Consider the following 16,342-nt stretch of genomic DNA (forward strand, 5'->3'; position numbering starts at 1 on the left):
ACCGGACGGGGGTTTCTGTCCCCCGTCCAGATTGCGAGACATGTATTTCACTCTCCGACGTCGAGACGCAGAAGATCTTCCTCCGTCTCACGCCGGACGATCACCCGGGCCTCGCCCTCCCTGACGGCGACGACGGGCGGCCGGAGCGCGTGGTTGTAGTTGCTCGCCATCGAGCGGCAGTACGCGCCGGTGGCGGGCACGGCGATCAGGTCCCCGGGGGCCAGGTCGGCGGGCAGGAACGCGTCCCGTACGACGATGTCGCCGCTCTCGCAGTGCTTGCCGACGACGCGCGTCAGCATCGCCTCGGCGTCGGAGCGGCGGGAGACGAGCGCCACGCTGTACTCGGCGTCGTACAGGGCCGTACGGATGTTGTCGGACATGCCGCCGTCCACACTGACATAGGTGCGCAGGCCTTCGAGCGGCTTGATGGTGCCGACCTCGTAGAGCGTGAAGGCCGTGGGACCCACGATCGCCCGGCCGGGCTCGACGGAGATACGCGGGGTGCGCAGCCCGGCGGACTCACACTCACGGGTGACGATGTCGGTGAGCGCCTTGGCGATGTCGTGGGGTTCGCGGGGGTCGTCCTCGGAGGTGTACGCGATCCCGAGGCCGCCGCCGAGGTCGATCTCGGGCAGCTCCACCCCGTGCTCGTCCCGCACCTGCGCGAGAAGCTGCACCACGCGGCGGGCGGAGACCTCGAAGCCCGCCATGTCGAAGATCTGCGAGCCGATGTGCGAGTGGATGCCGATCAGTTCGAGCCCGTCGAGGGTGAGCGCCCTTCTGACGGCCTCGGCGGCCTGCCCGCCGGCCAGCGCGATACCGAACTTCTGGTCCTCGTGGGCGGTGGCGATGAACTCGTGCGTATGGGCCTCGACGCCGACGGTGACCCGGATCTGCACCCGCTGGCGCGTGCCGAGTCGCTGGGCGACATGCGCGACCTGGACGATCTCCTGGAAGGAGTCGAGGACGATACGGCCGACACCGGCCGAGACGGCGCGCTCGATCTCCTGGAGGGACTTGTTGTTGCCGTGGAAGGCGATGCGCTCGGCGGGCATCCCGGCGGCGAGCGCGGTGGTGAGTTCCCCGCCGGAGCACACGTCGAGATGGAGCCCCTCCTCGTGCAGCCAGCGGACCACGGCACGGGAGAGGAACGCCTTGCCCGCGTAGAACACGTCCGCGTCGGCGCCGAAGGCGTCGGACCAGGCACGGCAGCGGGCGCGGAAGTCGGCCTCGTCGAGGATGTACGCCGGCGTGCCGAACTCCTCGGCCAGCCGGGTCACCTCGATGCCGGCGACGGTCGCGACGCCCGCCTCGTTCCTGCGGACCGTGCGCGACCAGACCTTCTCGTCGAGGACGTTCAGATCGGCGGCCGGGGCGGTGTAGTGCCCTTCGGGAAGTACATCCGCGTGGCGGGGGCCTGCGGGGTGTGCGGAACGGCTCATCTCGTGGCTCTCTTGGCTCTCTCAGAAGTGTTCGGTGTGCGGTGTGCGATGTGCGATGTCCGGCGGGGTGTCCGGCGGGGGGCGTGTGCTGTCGCGCGGATGCGCGGGGAGGTGTGCCGAGGCGCGGGGAGTGTGCCGGCGCGCGTCAGAGGTGTTCGGGCGCATCGATGCCGAGCAGGGACAGGCCGCCGGCCAGCACGGCCCCGGTGGCTTCGGCGAGCGCGGTCCTGGAGCGGTGGGCGGCCGAGGGTTTCTCGTCGCCGAGCGGCAGCGGACGGCAGATCTCCTGGAAGCGCAGGAACGCTTCCGCGGTGTGTTCGAGATGGCGGGCGAGCCGGTCGGGCGCGCGCAGCCGGGCGGCGGCTTCGAGGACGGCGGGGTGATCGCCGAGGGCGGTGAGCAGGACGGAGGTGGCGGCGGCCCGCGCGGAGGCGTCGGCGGGGCGCGCGGCCGCAGGGGGCGTGTCCTGGCCGACGGGCGCGGGGGGTCCGGCGGGCGCGGCGGGTTCCGTGGGCGCGGGGGGTTCGGCGTACTCGGCCGTGATGCCGAGCCGGGCGGCCTCGCGGACGAGGGCGCGGGTACGGGCGTACGCGTACCGCACCGTGAAGAGGGGGTTGCTCTCGCGCTGGACGAGCAGTTCCGTACCGGTGTACGGACGGTCATGGGCGGCGGGCCGCAGCAGCGCCCAGTGGGCGGCGTCGTGCCCGAGCCGGGTGAAGAGATCCCCGGGCCCGTCCTCGGGACGGGCAGGACGGGGGCCGGGACCGGGACCGGCGTCGGCGTCGGCGTCGGCGTCGGCGGGTACGACTGTCAGCCTCTCCGCGCCGTCCGGTACGACCGCCGCCTCGGCCCCCTGGCTCCGGAGCAGCCGTACGACGGCCCCGGTCCAGACCCGCGCGCGGGCGTCGCCGTCGGGCGGGGGCGCGAAGGCCGCGACCGTACCGGCGAGCGCGTCGCCGTGTCCGTACCCGGCGGGGTCGCGCAGGATCGTACGGACCAGTCCGGCCCGGCTGTCGGCGCCGAGTGTGAAGTTCAGGAAGCCGGGTCCGGTGATCTCGACCCGGGCGATGCCGGTGGTCGTGTCGACCCGGCGGCGCAGGATCTCGGCGATCTCGCGGGGCGGGCGGCCCGCCGGGCCCGCGAGCCGCAGCGCGATGTTGCTGGCGTAGTCCCCCCGGCCCCCGGGGCGGGACCGCTCGACGCCGACGCGTTCCGGTACGGGCCCCGGCAGGGCGTCGTCCTCGACCGCGCGGCACACGGCGCGCCGTACGGTCCGGGAGAGTTCTGCGGGGGTCACGGGACCAGCCTAGGGGAGGAGGGGGGCCACTTCGCGAACCGGTTTCGCGATGCGGTCTCCCGGCCGCGGCCGTGGTCGCCGGCGGCCGGGGGGCGGTCGCGGTCGGAGGACGTCAGCCCCGGGCGCTTCCCGCACGGCCCGCGCCGTGCCTGCCGTCGAGGTCGAGGGAGGGCGGGCCCTCCCGGCGGGTCAGCCGCCGTACGAGCCGCACCAGCTCGGCCGGTTCGAAGGGCTTGGCGAGAAAGGCGTCCACTCCGGCGGCGAGGCCGGACTCCACCTCGTACTGCGTACAGGCGCTGATGATCGCTATCGGCAGCCGGCTCGTCCGGGGGTCCGCGCGCAGCCGTGCGGCGGTGCGCGGCCCGTCGAGACGGGGCATCACCACGTCCAGGGTGATGACATCGGGCATCACCTCGTGCACCACGTCCAGGCACTCGGCACCATCGGCCGCGGTCACGACCTCGAAACCCTCCAGTTCGAGATTGACCCTGATCAGTTGCCGGATGACCCTGTTGTCGTCCACGACAAGCACCCGGCCGGACGCGCCCGACACATGTCGAGGGTAGGTCGGACTCCGGGGCCGCGTCCGGCTTTTGCCGACTTCCGCTCCGGGCGGGCGACCCGGGCGGGCGACCGGGCGGGCAGCCTAGGCTGCGCTTATGGAACAGAGCGAAGTCGTTCTCAGGGCCATCGGCATTCTCACGCAGTCCGCGGAGTGGATCCGTACCGCCGACCGGGATTCGGCCGCGGGCGCCGAGTCGGGCGCGGGGCAGATCGGGTCCCTGCTCGCCGAGGTCTTCCCCTCGTTCACGGTCTCCTCCGAGGCCACCCCCATGGAGGCGGCACACGCGGTCACCGAGGCCGCGCTGCCCGCGATCATGCAGCTCATCGGGGCGTTCAGCTTCGTCTACTCCGAGCTGGCCGAGGTCCATGACAGCGGCCGTACGGACATCACGTCGGAGGCGCTTCTGCGGGAACTGGCCCTGAGGATGTCCCGTCCTAACGACGCGGTGTAGGCGGCGGGGGCGGGTCCGCGGGGGCCGGCTGGACGGCGGCGAGATAGCCGTGGATGGCGTCGCGGTTGCGGGCCAGGCAGTCGATGCGCTGCTGGATCCGATCCGCCTCGCCGCGCAGCAGGGCCGCCGTCTCGGGGGTGAGGCACTCCGGGTGGAGGTGGATCTCGTCCGGCTCGTTCAGAAAGGGCAGGATCCGGCGGATGATCTCGGTGGTGAGGCCGGAGTCGAGGAGACCGCGGATCTGCTGGACCCGGTGGACGGCCGCCGGGTCGTAGGAGCGGTAGCCGTTGTCGGCCCGCGCGGGGTGGAGCAGATCCTGTTCCTCGTAGTAGCGCAGCATCCGGGTGGGGACGCCGGTGCGGCGGGAGAGTTCACCGATCTTCATGGCGCTCCGTGCGGTGCGGGGCCTCGGGGGAGGCGGGGGCGGGCCCGGTGGGCATCGGAGACGACCGGGCTTGCCTTCACACTGGTGTGAAGGTTTCACCATGCTCGCATGTCGACCGTATCGAGAGACGGCTCCGGCGCCGGGGAGCGGTCCAGGCCCGTGATGTCCGGCACATCCGGGGCCGGGACACACGGGTCCGGGGCACACGGGGCCGGGACACACGGGCCCGGGGCACGCGGGTCCGTGACACACGGGCCCGCGACACACAGGCGCGGGACACACAGGCCCGGGACACACGGGGCCGGCGCGTCCGCGCCCGCCGCGGCGCGGCTGCCGCTGTGGGGGCTGCTCGCCCTGTTCACGGCCGCGTTCACCGCCGTGCTGACCGAACTGCTGCCCGCCGGGCTGCTGCCGGGGATGAGCCGGGGGCTCGGGGTGTCCGAGAGCCGGGTGGGGTTCCTGGTGACCGGTTACGCCGCCGCCTCCTTCCTCGCCGCCGTCCCGCTCACCGCCGCGCTGCGCGGGCTGCGCCGACGTCCGGTGCTCATCGGCACACTGGCCGGCTTCGCGGTGTGCAACGCCGTCACGGCCTTCTCGTCCAGCTACGCGCTGACCTTCGGGGCCAGGCTGGTGGCGGGTGTCATGGGCGGCACGCTGTGGGCGATGCTCGCGGGGTACGCGGCCCGGATGGTCCCGGCGGAGCGCCGGGGCCGCGCCATCGCGGTCGTGCTGGCCGGGATCACCGTCGCGCTCTCCTTCGGCATCCCGGCGGGCACGGCCCTGGCCGGACTCCTCGGCTGGCGGGCGGCCTTCGCGACGGTGGCCCTGCTGGCGGCGGTGCTGGTGGCCTGGGTGGCGTGGCGGGTCCCCGACTTTCCCGGCGAACCGGCGGGCGAACGGCTTCCGTTGTGGCGTATCGCCGCCATGCCGGGCATCCGGACGGTGCTGACCATCACGCTGCTCCTGCTGCTGGGGCACCAGGCCGTGTACACGTATCTGGCACCGTTCACCGGGCGCTCCGGCTTCGGCCGTACGGGTCTGGTCCTGTCCGTCTTCGGCCTCGCGACGGTCGCCGGGATCTGGCTCGTCGGCGTACTGATCGACCGTCACGCGCGGTCCGCGCTGCTGGGCGCGCTGGCCCTGATCGCCGCGGCGATGCTCGCGCTGGGCCTGTCCGGGCGGAACCCGGTGGTCCTGCTGACGGCGGTCGCGGCGTGGGGCGTCGCCTTCGGAGGAGCGCCCACGCTGCTCCAGACGGCGCTGGTGCGTATCTCGGGGCCCGGCAGGGCGGATGTGGCGACCTCGATGCAGACGACGGTCTACAACGCGGGTATCGCGGCGGGGTCCCTGGCGGGCGGTGTCGTCCTGGAGCGCGCGTCCACCGGGGCGGGCGCGCTGCCGTGGACCGCGCTGCCGCTGATCGCCGTGGCCCTGGCCACGGTGGCGGCGGCCCGCCGCCACGCCTTCCCGGCCCGGTGACGCCCGCCGGGCCGGGCCGCCGGACTTCGGCAGGCCGTCCGCCGCCCGGCCGGCACCGGTGCGCGAACCTGTCGGCAGATGCCTGTGCGGCGCATGGCTGAGGGCCCGTCGTCCCGTCGGCGTCCAGCGCGCGGGCTCTATCCGAAGCGGCCGTTGACGTAGTCGGCCGTCCGGGAGTCCTGGGGGCTGTTGAACATCGCGTCCGTGTCGCCGTGTTCGACGATGACTCCGGGAGTGCCCTGTTCCGCGAGGAAGAAGGCACAGGTGTCGGAGACACGGGCCGCCTGCTGCATGTTGTGGGTGACGATGACGATCGTCACCTCCGACCTGAGTTCGGCAATCGTCTCCTCGATACGGCGGGTGGAGGTGGGGTCGAGGGCGGAGCAGGGTTCGTCCATCAGCAGGACCCGGGGGCGCACGGCCAGGGAGCGCGCGATGCAGAGGCGCTGCTGCTGACCGCCGGAGAGGGCGCCGCCCGGCTGGCGGAGGCGGTCCTTGACCTCGCGCCAGAGCCCGGCCTTGGTGAGGCACTCCTCCACGAGATCGTCCCTGCCGTCCCGTTGGGCCTTGATGCCGTTGAGCTTCAGACCGGCCAGGACGTTGTCGTACAGGGACATGGCGGGGAACGGGTTGGGCTTCTGGAAGACCATGCCGATCTGGCGCCGGGCATGGGTGATGCGGCGCCCGCGGTCGTAGATGTCCCCGCCGTCGAGCAGTACGCGCCCGCCGAGGCCGGCGGACGGGATCAGCTCGTGCATACGGTTGAGAATGCGCAGGAAGGTCGACTTGCCGCAGCCCGAGGGGCCGATCAGCGCCGTGACCTCGCGCGCGGGCATGGTCAGCGAGACGCGGTCGAGCACCTTGTGCTCGCCGAACCACGCGGAGACGCTGTCGGCCTCCAGCGAGGCGGCGGTGTCACGGCCCACCGCGGGCAGCGGCACGGTGTCGGCGGGGTGATGCGAGGCGGTGGCGGTCATGGTGGATCAACTCCCGGTGGTTCAGAGAAGGTTGGGCAGAAGGCGGGTGACGGCGCCGGCGCAGGCCAGGCCCAGGGCGGCCAGTACGGGCACGGCGCAGATCCAGGTCTGCCAGCGGCCCCATACGCGCTGGGCCCAGGCGGCGAGCAGCGCGGCGAGAAGAAGCCCCTGGGTCCAGAGGAAGACCGCGAGCCAGGCCCCGCTGTCGCCCTTGAGCGCCTCCTCCGCCGTACCGATCCAGCCGGAGCGCCGGTCGCGCGGCGGACCGGGCTGTACGGCGCTGGTCAGTTCGGCGTCCACACGCAGCACTCCCGAGGGGGTGTACGCGGGCCCGGTGGCGGTGATCAGGGTCAGCCTGCCCCGGTCGGGGCCGGCGCCCTGCGTGGGCAGCGCGTCACCGGCCCGCCGGACGCCGGTGACCCGGTACTCCGCCTTGCCCTGACCGGTCATCACGGTGACCATGGCGTTCACCGGGAGCCGGTCGAGCTGGGCGAAGGGGCTGCCGTACCCCCACTGCCTGCCCATGATCACGGCGGTGCCCGCCTGTCCCGGCAGCGGGGTGTCACGCCGGTGCCCGGGACCGGACATCAGCACACCCGAGGTGGTCCCCTCGCCGACGACCTCATGGACGCCGAGGGCCGGGATGTCCAGCAGCGCGACGGGCGCGCCGAGCGCGAGGGGCCTGCCCTCGATGTCGCGCCCGCCCACCGGGGCGGTGCCCTCGGCGAGTTGCTTGCGCAGCTCGTCGTACGCGATCTGCTGGTCGCGCGCGTGCTTGAGATGCCCGACGACGGTGAGATTGGCGGCGAAGCCGAGCAGCACGGCGGCCAGCACGCACAGCGCGGCCCCGGTCAGCGCCAGTCCGGGGCGGGCGGGCGCCGGGGCGCCTCCCCCGCGCTCGACGGGCCCTCGGGGCCCGGCCTGCGGGGCGGGGGCGGCGGGCGGCGATATCAGAACGGCCACGGTGGCTGCGCTCCTCGCTCTCGGGTGGAGGGGTTCAGGGGGCAAGGCATGGGGTTCAGTGGATGGAGGGTTCAAGGGAGGGGGGGTTCAAGAGGTGGGCGCGGTACGGGCGCGGGGTGCGGTACGGGTGCGGGCCCGGGGGCGGGTCGTACGGCCGTACCGCCCGCCCCCGGAAGCCCTCGCCCTCGCCCTCCCGTTCCGCCCGCCCTCCCGTTCCGTGTCAGTCGGCCGGGGTGCCGGACGGCGCGGCGAACGTCAGCAGCCCCTTGCGGCGCACGGCGATCACCAGGGCCGCGCCCACGAGGAGCAGGGCCAGCGAGCCCAGCCCGATCGCCGCGACCCCGGTACCGGTCGACGCGAGCGAACCGCCTCCGCCGGTGCCTCCGTCGTCCCCGCCGCTCGAGCCGCCGTCCGTGCCGCCGCCGGCCGTGCCGCCGGAGTCACCACCGGAGCCGCCCGAGCCGCCCGAGGCCCCCTCGGAGGTACCGCCGTCCTCGCCCGTGGAGTCGCTCGGCTCGGGGGTGGGATCCGCCACCTCGCCCGTGGTGAAGGCGAACTCCACCCGGTGGCCGTCCGCCGTCTCCTCCGCGAGCGTCAGTACGTGGTCGCCGTCGGCGATGTCCTCGGGGACGGTGAACGCGTATCCCGAGACGGTGCCCTCCGCGTCCGCCGTGGCGTTCTGGAAGACATCGGCGCTGTCGCCGAGGGTGACCTTCACCGACGCGTCCGCGGCGTAGCCGCGCGCGGTGATCGTCACCTTCTGCCCGGCCTCCAGGTGCGGGTTCGTCTCCAGCGGGTCGCCGTCCGCGTCCACCACATGGAGGTCGGCGGGCTCCTCGGGGGTCCCGGAGCCGCTGGGCGTCGGGGAGCCGCTCGGACCGGGGCCTGCCGCGTCCACCGTGTAGCCGTTGAGGGCCACCGAGGAGGCGGCGTAGGCGTCGGGGTCGGCCGGGGTGAACTGGGCCCTGATGTTCTGTACGCCCGTGGTCAGCGCGGACGTCCTGATCACCGCGCTGCCGTTCTCGACCGTCCGGGTGCCGAGTCCGACCGGCTCGGCTCCGACGCGCTCCGAGGTCAGGGTGATCTCGCCGGCCGCCGCCGCGGGGGTCACCGTCGCCGTGAAGGTCACCTCGGTGCCCTGCGCGGGGTGGTTCTCCGGGGAGGCGGTCAGGGCGATGCTCGTGGTCTCGGCCTGGGCCAGGGCCCAGGTGTCGCCCGTCACCTCGATATTGGTGGTGAAGAAGGCCGGCGGCAGGGTCGTGTCGAGGAAGTTGACGCAGTCCAGCCGCAGTTCGTACGTACCGTCGTAGGGTCCTTCGCCGAACCAGGTGGTGAGGGCCCGGGAGAAGGTGAAGAGGAAGATACTGGCCGGCATCTCGGTGTCGACGGGCGCGGTGTCGTAGCCCCCGGTCGTCGCCTCGCCGATCTTGGCCAGCGTGCCGTCCGTCGGGTGGACGGCGCTGAGCCGCACCAGGTCGCCCTGGCCCGCCGGGCAGGCCGCGTCGGTGGAGACGCGCGGGCTCAGGGGGTTGTCCAGGATGGTGCCCGACGTCTGGCCGAGGGTCAGATCGCCGAGACGGCCCGCCGCGCTCGCGCCGGCCGCGGCGCCGAGCACGGCGGCGACCGCGCCCAGGAGCAGGGCGCAGCACATCAGCAGCGCCGGGAGTGTTCTCGCTCGCGCGAGGCGTGTCATGGTCGTTTCTCCTAGGAGGTGTCGGGCACGAGGTGCGGTACGCGGCGCCGGTGCCGGTGCCGGATGGATACGGATTTACGGATTTACGGATACGGATACGGACGGGACTCGGGACGCGGATACGCCGTGGGGCCAGGCACCCGCGGGGGTGCCTGGCCTTGGCGCGGTGGGAAAGAGCCGTGGAGGAGGAGCCGGTCAGCGGCCGCCCTCGGTGATCAGCGCTCGCCCTTGAGGGTGGTGGTGCCGCAGCCGGCGGTGCCGAGGGAGCCGAAGCCGTACGCGGTGATGACGGCCGACTGGGCGCAGACCTTCGAGGTGCCGCCGACGAAGGCGCCGATCAGGTCGGCGTCCGGGGTGGCGCCACCGGTCAGCTTGGCGGTCGGGACGACGTTGTAGACGTCACGGCTGTAGGGGAAGGCCGTGTTGAGCGTGCCGTTGGCGTTGCGGGGCGCGACGGTGTTCACCTTGCCGAGGACCGTGACGCCGTGACGGTCGGTCACCACGCCGGTGGTCTGGGCGATGTACTGGGCGATGGAGTACGGGGCGATGTCGCCGGCGCTGTCCAGCGCGGTGCCGTCGTGCTCCTGGACCGTGCCGTTGACGCAGGTGCCGAGCTGGGCCTCGGTGACACCGATCTTCTCCAGGAAGAAGGTCCGGGTGCCGGAGCCCGACTGGGGCAGCAGCGGCGTCAGGGCGACGCCGTTGTGCGTGGTCTTGACGCAGGTGTAGATGTCACGGAGCTGGGCGGTGGTGAGGTCGAGGCCGGGGGCGGTGTTGAGCGCGCTGTCCGAGCGGACCGCGACGGTCACCGCGTCCTTGCCGAACGGGATCCAGGTCAGCTTGGTGGTCGACGTGTCGGCCGGACCACGCGACGAGCGGGCGAAGTCGATGCAGCCCGTGTTGTTGAGGATCGCGTTGCGCAGCGCGTCGATACCGGCCGAGGAGCCGTTGGGCCGGTTGATCACACAGTTGACGGCCCGGGTCTTGACGGTCGCGCTGCCCGTGGCGTTGTAGGACGCGATGAGCTGGTTGTCCGGGGTGCCGTTCGGGTCGGTGACGACCTCGCCCAGGCCGTTGAGCACGTCCTGCGTGGTGTCCGAACCCACGCCGACGAGCTGACGGAACTCGGGCGTGTCCGCCGACGCGGGGGCGGCGAACAGGCTCAGACCGAGGGCGACGGCGCCGACAGCGGCGGCCATGCGAATACGGGACTTGACGTTCACTTCTGTTCTCCTCCGTGAATACGGATTGCGAGGAATGGACGGTCAAGAGGAATCCGGATTTTCGTTGCTGCCGACCCGTCGGCCGACACCGTGAACAGTTCCGTATTCTCCCGCCGGAGAACCACCAACTCCATTGAATGAAAAGGTTACGGGGGCATTTCCTAGGCGACCCCTAGGGAATTCGCGCATGGCTGCGCGGAATTCCCGGAGGGCGGGACGCCGCTCCGGGAATTCCGGGGCCAGGGAGCGTCAGCTCATCCGGAGCCGCCCGTCGCCGCCCGCCGTGCGGAGAGCCGCAGGAGTACGGGACCGGCCAGCGCGGCGGCGCCGCCCGCGACCAGCACCCCGAGCAGCACCCAGCGGACGGCGCCCAGGACCTCGCCGGGGGTCGGCCCGCCGGACGAGGCGAGGGCGCTCTTCGCCGGACCGGGGCCCCCCGCGCCGCCGGTCGCCCCGCCCGGTGAGGCCGAGGGGCCGGGCGCGCCGTCGGTGCCGGCGGCGGTCGCCGCTCCCCCGGCGCCGGCGCCGCCGGTGGTCGCGGAGCCGTCGCCGCCGGCGGGCGCGCCCGCCGCGCCGCCGCCACCGTCACCGCCGGTCCCGGCGCCGGACGCCGGCGGTGCGCCGGGGCCGGCCGGCGCGCCGCGTACGAGCCGGTCGGCGGCGGCGAGCGCCTGGTCCCGCAGGGCCTTGGGCATCGGGGCGTACCCGGGCGGCAGCTCACCGGGGGCCAGCCCCGGGCTCTGGCCGGCGCCGGCCGCGTACCGGATCAGCCGCGCGTAGTCCCGGCGGGCGTCCGCCGGCTGGTCCAGCGGGGCGACGGCGTAGGCGACCGCGGTCAGCGGGTAGGCGCCGTCCTTCGCCGTGGCCGGCGTGGGGGCCTTCACGCCCTTGACGGCGGAGTCGGGCATCCGCGCGACGGCCTTCAGCAGGGAGTCCTCGGTCGGCTCGACATAGGTGCCGTCGGCGTCGGGGAGGGCGGCGAGGTCGAGCTGGTAGCGGGCCGCCGACGCCGTGTCGACGATGCCGTACGCCATCCGCTCACCGGGGTTGACGTCGGAGGTCACCAGTTTCATGCCGCCGGGCGAGGACGCGTCGAGCGCCGGGACGAAGGCCGCCCCGGTGGCGCCGCGCCGTACCCGCAGCGCGCCGTTGTGCATGTCGTTGGAGTACGGGGACTTCTCCAGCTGTCCGTACGGCAGGGTCATCTCCTCGCCGTTGATGACCAGCCGCGCCCGGGTCTCGGTCGGATCGGCCTTCGGGAAGTCGAGGGGGGCGGTCTCGTCGAGTCCGAGGTCCTTGTAGTAGGGGTTCACCTTCATTCCCCAGGGATCCGCTTTCCCCTGGAGGAATTCCCGGGCCTCGGTGTCGGACTGGAGATAGTTCCAGACGAGTGCGTTGACATCGGAATTACCCGCCTGGACGAGTATTCCGCCGGGATTGAGCTGGGCCGCCGCCGGACGGTCGAGGGCGGGATTGAGCTTCCGGAACTCGGGGTCGACCACAATGGATTCCGCGTTCCCCCGGAGATGGTCGGGAACGGGATTGGTGAAGTCGAGCTGCCGTATGTCGTAGGGGTAGGAGCCCGTCAGCAGTTTGGCGAGCAGCCGTGGGCTGAGCCGGAGATCGCGTACCTGCTGTCCGCCGTTGTCGCGGTCCTCCCAGAAGAAGCCGACCGCGACCCCGCTGACGGCCACCGGGGCGTGCACCACCTGCGGCTCCTCGGTCTCCAGGGGCGCGACGGTGATGCCCAGGCCGGGCGAGGTCGAGGTGGGGTTCTGGATGAGGTTGCGCGTGTAGTCCTCGCCGAACTGGCTGAAGGTGAAGCGCGAGTCGGCGCCCTCGCACAGTGCCGACTGCCAGGAGGTGATGGCGTCGGTCAGCAGCTCGGACCCGCTGAGCCGGCGCTCGGCCATGTCCGCCGGGCAGGAGTTGCCCACCGGTCCGAAGTCCATCGGGAAGACGAGCCGCTGGTCCCAGTTGGACTGGCTGAGCGGCGAGGTGGTGAGACCGTCGGAGGGGTTGACCGATCCGTCGGGGTCGCTCTCCCCGCGCGGGACGACGACCAGCCAGCACCGCCGGGGCGTGCCGGGACCACCGGCCCGTTCGACGGCGCCGCAGCCCAGATAGGGCGCCTCGACGGCCGTCTTCACCTCGAAGACCGCCTCGCCGGTGCCGTCGCTCCTTGTCCTCAGCCACGGCTGGGCGTTGGTGTCGTTGGGGCTGAAGTACGTCCAGTCGGACACCGAGTCGGTCGGCTCGCCCTCCACCGGCCGGAACGGCACGAAGGGATTGCCGACGGGGTGGTCGACGTACTCCTTCTCCAGCGGGTCCGAGCCCTGGGGCAGGTCGCGCTGGCTCATCCAGCGGGTGCCCGCGCGGCTCGCCCCGAACTCGCACTGCTCGCGGTCGGGACCCGCCGGACCGTCCCCCCAGCACTGCATGATCTGGAGAAAGTTCCGGTACCCGTTCGAGGGTGGCGTCTCACGGCTCGTCCAGGTCACCCGCACGCCCTGCGCGCGTAGATTCCTCGTCTGGTGGACCGTCACCCGGAGGTCGGAGAAGTCGTCGTACGGGCCCTTCCCGCCGGTCAGTGTCAGCGCGGAGTCCTCCGCGCCGGCCCTCGCCTCCACCGCCCCCGCCTCCGCCGCCCGCGCCTGGTCCCCGCCGGACGGCAGCGGGACGAGGGCCAGCAGCAGGGCGCCGGCCAGCGCGGCGACACCGGCCGTCACCCGGCGGGTCCTGAGCAGGTCGCGCGTGCTCATCCCGATCCCTCCCCGCGGCGGTTGCGCGAGGAGAGCGCGCGTGCGGTGAGCGGCGGGCCGATGATCACGCCGACCAGCAGCAGGGCGGAGAGCGCCATCAGCGCGCCGCGCAGCCCCGAGGTCTCGCCGGAGGCCAGGGTGACCGGATTCCCGACGACCGAGGGGTCCCCGCCGCCGGAGGCGCCATCGGTGATCAGCTCGCCCGTGTCGGGGTCGATCACCCCGCCGGACGCGCCGGCCGCCGCGGCGGCCGGGTCCTGGGAGCCGGAGGCGCCGCCCGTGGCGCCCGCGGCCGTGCCCGCTCCCGCGGTGCCGGCCGGGGTGGCGCCCGTACCGCCGGGGCCGCCGGTCCCTCCGGTGCCGCCCGTGCTCCCGGTGCCGCCCGTGCCGCCGCTGCCGGAACCGCCGTTGGCGCCCTGCGCGGAGGGCTTCACCGGGGTCTGCTGTCCCTTGGCGCCCGCGGTGCCGGTCGAGCACTGGGTCGGGCCCTTGCGGTCGCAGTCCTTCGGCCGCGGGGCGTTCCTGGCGAGGGTGTTGGTCCCGTCCGAGGAGAAGGTGGGGTTGCGGCAGGAGTTGATGTTGATCTTGTCCGTGGGGGCGCCGGGGATGCGCTTGACCTGCTCGAAGCCCGCCTGCACGAGGTTCTTCGGCAGCGGTGAGTACCCCAGCTCCTCGGCCATCTGCTGGCCGTCGCAGAGGAAGTAGTTGGCGAAGGTGCCCAGGGAGAGGCCCTTGGCCCTGGTCATCGGGTTCTGCTCGCCCTCCAGCGAGGTGGGGATGATCATGTAGCTGTAGCTGGAGAGCGGATAGGACCTGGTGTCCCGCGAGCGGTAGACGCCGTCGAGGATCTGGGTCAGATAGTTGGTGGAGTTCTTGTCCGGGTTGATCCTCGCGTCGAGCAGGGCCACGGCGACGCTGGAGGCGGTCGGCTCCACGTAGTAGCCCGACTCGTTGAGCATCTTGGCCACCGGGAAGCCGGTCGAGATGGCGTACGAGTACTCGACATAGGTGAGCGCGCCCTCGGCCTGGCTCTGCTTCACATAGCTGGAGACGCCGAGCGAACCGGACTTGGCGATGGTCGAGGTGCCGGGCACGACCGGGAAGTACGAGGTCGCGCCGCACGGTGTGGCGCGTCCGGCCCGCCCGCAGTAGTCGTTCCACGTGGAGCCGTGTTCCTCGGCCAGCCAGGAGGTGAGCTGCGCGGTCGTACCGGAGCCGTCGGAGCGTACGACGGGGACGATCCGGCGGGCGGGCAGGGTGAGCCCCGGGTTGTCGGTCCTGATCTCGGGCGCGTTCCACATGGTGATCTTCGAGGTGAGGATCTTGGCGAGGACCGCGCCGGAGAGCCGCAGATTGGTGACCCGCTTGCCGCCGATCCGCAGGTTGTACATGAAGGCGGTACCGCCGGCCACGATCGGCATATAGGCGTAACCGCGTCGGGGCGGGGCGTCGGTGACGCCGCCCTCCTTCAGCCCGTACGGGATCTCGGAGACACCGAAGTCGACCGAGCCGTTCCTGAACTGCTCACGGCCGTTGGACGAGCCGGTCGCCGCGAAGTTGACGGTCATACCGAAGTTGGAGGCGACATTGCGGCGCCACTGGTCCAGCGCGTTGGCGCTCCAGGTGGAGCCCGCGCCGTTGATCTTCGGATAGGTCGCCGCCCAGGCGGGCGGCGGGCCGACGGCGAGCAGCGCGCAGAGCAGCGCGGCCAGCCCCATGCACAGTCGGGAGACGGTCGCGGGTCTCACGGGGAACTCCTGAAGGGGTGGGCGGAGGGTGCGGGCGGCGTGCGGCCGTCCTCACCGGTGCGGGTGCGGGTGCGGGTGGCGAAGCGCTCGGCGTCACGGCGCGAGGCGAGCACGCGCCGATGGGTCTGACGGCGGGTCAGCTGCCCGGGTGCGCGCCCGCCGATGACACGGGCGAGGACGAACAGCAGCAGCACCAGCGCCATCAGGGTCGCCGCGGTGCCGAAGCCGCGGGCGATCATGGCGGGTTCGGGCGACGCGACGAACTGGAAGGCGGCGAGCGGCAGGGACACCTGCGCGCCGTCGAACGGATCGGCGTTCATCTCCGCGGTGAAACCCGCCGTGAGCAGCACCGGGGAGGTCTCGCCGACCCCGCGCGCGGTGCCGAGGATCACCGAGGTGGTGAGGCCGGAGCGCGCGGTGGGCAGCACCACGTGCCAGGCGGTGCGCCAGCGTGAGGTGCCCAGCGCGTACGACGCCTCGCGCAGCGTGCCCGGGACCAGCCTGAGCACCACGTCGGAGGCGCGGATGATGATGGGCAGCATCATCACCGCCAGGGCGAGGGAGGCCGCGAGGCCCGACCTCCCGGTGCCCAGGCCGAGGATCACGGTGGCGTAGACGAACAGGCCGGCGACGATGGACGGCAGCGCGGTCATGGCCTCGACGATGGTGCGGACGAACCGCGCGAACCGTCCCGGCACCTCGTTGAGGAAGACCGCGCAGAGCAGCCCGGCCGGCACGGTCAGCACCAGCGCGATGGCGATCTGCTCCAGCGTGCCGACGACGGCGTGCAGGATGCCGCCCACGCTCAGCGGTTCGAGCGGCCCGGAGAGCGTCATGTCCTCGGTGAAGAAGTTGAGATGGGGCAGTGCCCTGCGCCCCTGCCACAGGGTGAAGACGATCACGAAGGCCAGGGCGACCAGCATGATCAGGCCCATCCCCCGGACGACGACCCCCGCGACCCGGTCCCGTACGGTCGCCCCGTCCTCGTCGAAGGAGACCAGCAGCGCGTACAGGGCGAGGAAGATCACGTACCCGGCGCACAGGAAGCCGACCACCCCGTCGAACGGCAGCAGCCAGACGAAGAGCAGCGCGGTCAGGGCGACCGCCGCGCACGCCGCGCCCAGCAGCGCGTAGGTGTCCGTGGCCCTGCTCAGCCCCAGGGAACGCCGCCGCTCCCCGCCCGGCTCGACGGGCCGTGGCCGGCTCGCGGGCAGCACGGTGCGCCGGTGCGCCGTGGCGGGCGGCGGCGTCTCGGGTGCGAGGGTCATGACGGGTGGATCCCCTTTGACGGCGGACGGTGGGCTGGTGGACATCGGCGCGCGCGGCGGCGAGGAGGGAGAGCGGACCGGCGGCCGGA

Annotated in this window: 13 protein-coding genes; 2 read left to right on the forward strand and 11 right to left on the reverse strand. The window is 72.9% G+C overall.

The window, feature by feature from the left end:
- Positions 1-47 precede the first annotated feature (47 nt).
- The 3 genes from lysA to ACFYYH_RS31770 form a co-directional block, all read right to left on the reverse strand.
- On the reverse strand, positions 48-1,442 hold the full coding sequence (gene lysA, locus ACFYYH_RS31760) for a diaminopimelate decarboxylase (RefSeq protein WP_388558450.1): 1,395 nt from the start codon (positions 1,440-1,442) through the stop codon (positions 48-50).
- 145 nt (positions 1,443-1,587) lie between these two features.
- Positions 1,588-2,739: an ArgS-related anticodon-binding protein NrtL gene (nrtL, locus tag ACFYYH_RS31765; protein WP_388558453.1), complete on the reverse strand. Its 1,152-nt coding sequence runs from the start codon at positions 2,737-2,739 to the stop codon at positions 1,588-1,590.
- Positions 2,740-2,851: 112 nt separating this feature from the next.
- Positions 2,852-3,292: a PleD family two-component system response regulator gene (locus ACFYYH_RS31770; RefSeq protein WP_388558455.1), complete on the reverse strand. Its 441-nt coding sequence runs from the start codon at positions 3,290-3,292 to the stop codon at positions 2,852-2,854.
- A 106-nt stretch (positions 3,293-3,398) separates the two neighbouring features.
- Between ACFYYH_RS31770 and ACFYYH_RS31775 the strand changes: the two genes are divergently transcribed.
- On the forward strand, positions 3,399-3,755 hold the full coding sequence (locus ACFYYH_RS31775; protein ID WP_388558458.1) for a hypothetical protein: 357 nt from the start codon (positions 3,399-3,401) through the stop codon (positions 3,753-3,755).
- Here the strand turns inward: ACFYYH_RS31775 and ACFYYH_RS31780 are convergent.
- Complete coding sequence (locus ACFYYH_RS31780) at positions 3,739-4,140, reverse strand: MerR family transcriptional regulator (protein WP_388558461.1); 402 nt, start codon at positions 4,138-4,140, stop codon at positions 3,739-3,741. The two genes, ACFYYH_RS31775 and ACFYYH_RS31780, sit on opposite strands and share 17 nt — an antisense overlap.
- 330 nt (positions 4,141-4,470) lie before the next feature.
- Between ACFYYH_RS31780 and ACFYYH_RS31785 the strand changes: the two genes are divergently transcribed.
- Positions 4,471-5,619, forward strand: coding sequence for an MFS transporter (locus ACFYYH_RS31785; protein WP_388558569.1), 1,149 nt, complete (start codon positions 4,471-4,473; stop codon positions 5,617-5,619).
- A 137-nt stretch (positions 5,620-5,756) separates the two neighbouring features.
- Here ACFYYH_RS31785 and ACFYYH_RS31790 read toward each other — a convergent pair whose 3' ends face one another.
- The 7 genes from ACFYYH_RS31790 to pstA form a co-directional block, all read right to left on the reverse strand.
- Positions 5,757-6,596, reverse strand: coding sequence for a phosphate ABC transporter ATP-binding protein (locus ACFYYH_RS31790; protein WP_388558464.1), 840 nt, complete (start codon positions 6,594-6,596; stop codon positions 5,757-5,759).
- Between the two features lie 21 nt (positions 6,597-6,617).
- The gene (locus ACFYYH_RS31795) at positions 6,618-7,559 is read right to left on the reverse strand and encodes a sortase (RefSeq protein WP_388558467.1); all 942 of its coding nucleotides are present in this window, start codon (positions 7,557-7,559) and stop codon (positions 6,618-6,620) included.
- A gap of 220 nt (positions 7,560-7,779) precedes the next feature.
- Complete coding sequence (locus ACFYYH_RS31800; RefSeq protein ID WP_388558470.1) at positions 7,780-9,252, reverse strand: Ig-like domain repeat protein; 1,473 nt, start codon at positions 9,250-9,252, stop codon at positions 7,780-7,782.
- A gap of 215 nt (positions 9,253-9,467) precedes the next feature.
- A complete protein-coding gene (locus ACFYYH_RS31805) occupies positions 9,468-10,475 on the reverse strand; it encodes a substrate-binding domain-containing protein (RefSeq protein ID WP_388558473.1) in 1,008 nt (335 codons plus the stop codon).
- Between the two features lie 254 nt (positions 10,476-10,729).
- Positions 10,730-13,237, reverse strand: a complete 2,508-nt coding sequence (locus ACFYYH_RS31810) for a hypothetical protein (protein WP_388558476.1) — start codon at positions 13,235-13,237, stop codon at positions 10,730-10,732.
- A complete protein-coding gene (locus ACFYYH_RS31815) occupies positions 13,234-14,985 on the reverse strand; it encodes a phosphate ABC transporter substrate-binding protein PstS (RefSeq protein WP_388558479.1) in 1,752 nt (583 codons plus the stop codon). The genes ACFYYH_RS31810 and ACFYYH_RS31815 overlap by 4 nt, the downstream gene beginning before the upstream one ends.
- Entirely contained in the window at positions 14,982-16,253 is a 1,272-nt protein-coding gene (gene pstA / locus ACFYYH_RS31820) for a phosphate ABC transporter permease PstA (protein WP_388558482.1), read from the reverse strand. Before pstA ends, ACFYYH_RS31815 begins: the two co-directional genes overlap by 4 nt.
- Positions 16,254-16,342: the final 89 nt, after the last annotated feature.

Source organism: Streptomyces sp. NPDC002018 (assembly GCF_042890865.1).
Taxonomy (GTDB): Bacteria; Actinomycetota; Actinomycetes; order Streptomycetales; family Streptomycetaceae; genus Streptomyces.

Coding starts and splice junctions, on each gene's coding strand:
- ACFYYH_RS31800 (WP_388558470.1), bottom strand. CDS start 9,252: ATGACACGCCTCGCGCGAGCGAGAACACTCCCGGCGCTGCTGATGTGC.
- lysA (WP_388558450.1), bottom strand. CDS start 1,442: ATGAGCCGTTCCGCACACCCCGCAGGCCCCCGCCACGCGGATGTACTT.
- ACFYYH_RS31775 (WP_388558458.1), top strand. CDS start 3,399: ATGGAACAGAGCGAAGTCGTTCTCAGGGCCATCGGCATTCTCACGCAG.
- ACFYYH_RS31810 (WP_388558476.1), bottom strand. CDS start 13,237: ATGAGCACGCGCGACCTGCTCAGGACCCGCCGGGTGACGGCCGGTGTC.
- ACFYYH_RS31780 (WP_388558461.1), bottom strand. CDS start 4,140: ATGAAGATCGGTGAACTCTCCCGCCGCACCGGCGTCCCCACCCGGATG.
- ACFYYH_RS31790 (WP_388558464.1), bottom strand. CDS start 6,596: ATGACCGCCACCGCCTCGCATCACCCCGCCGACACCGTGCCGCTGCCC.
- pstA (WP_388558482.1), bottom strand. CDS start 16,253: ATGACCCTCGCACCCGAGACGCCGCCGCCCGCCACGGCGCACCGGCGC.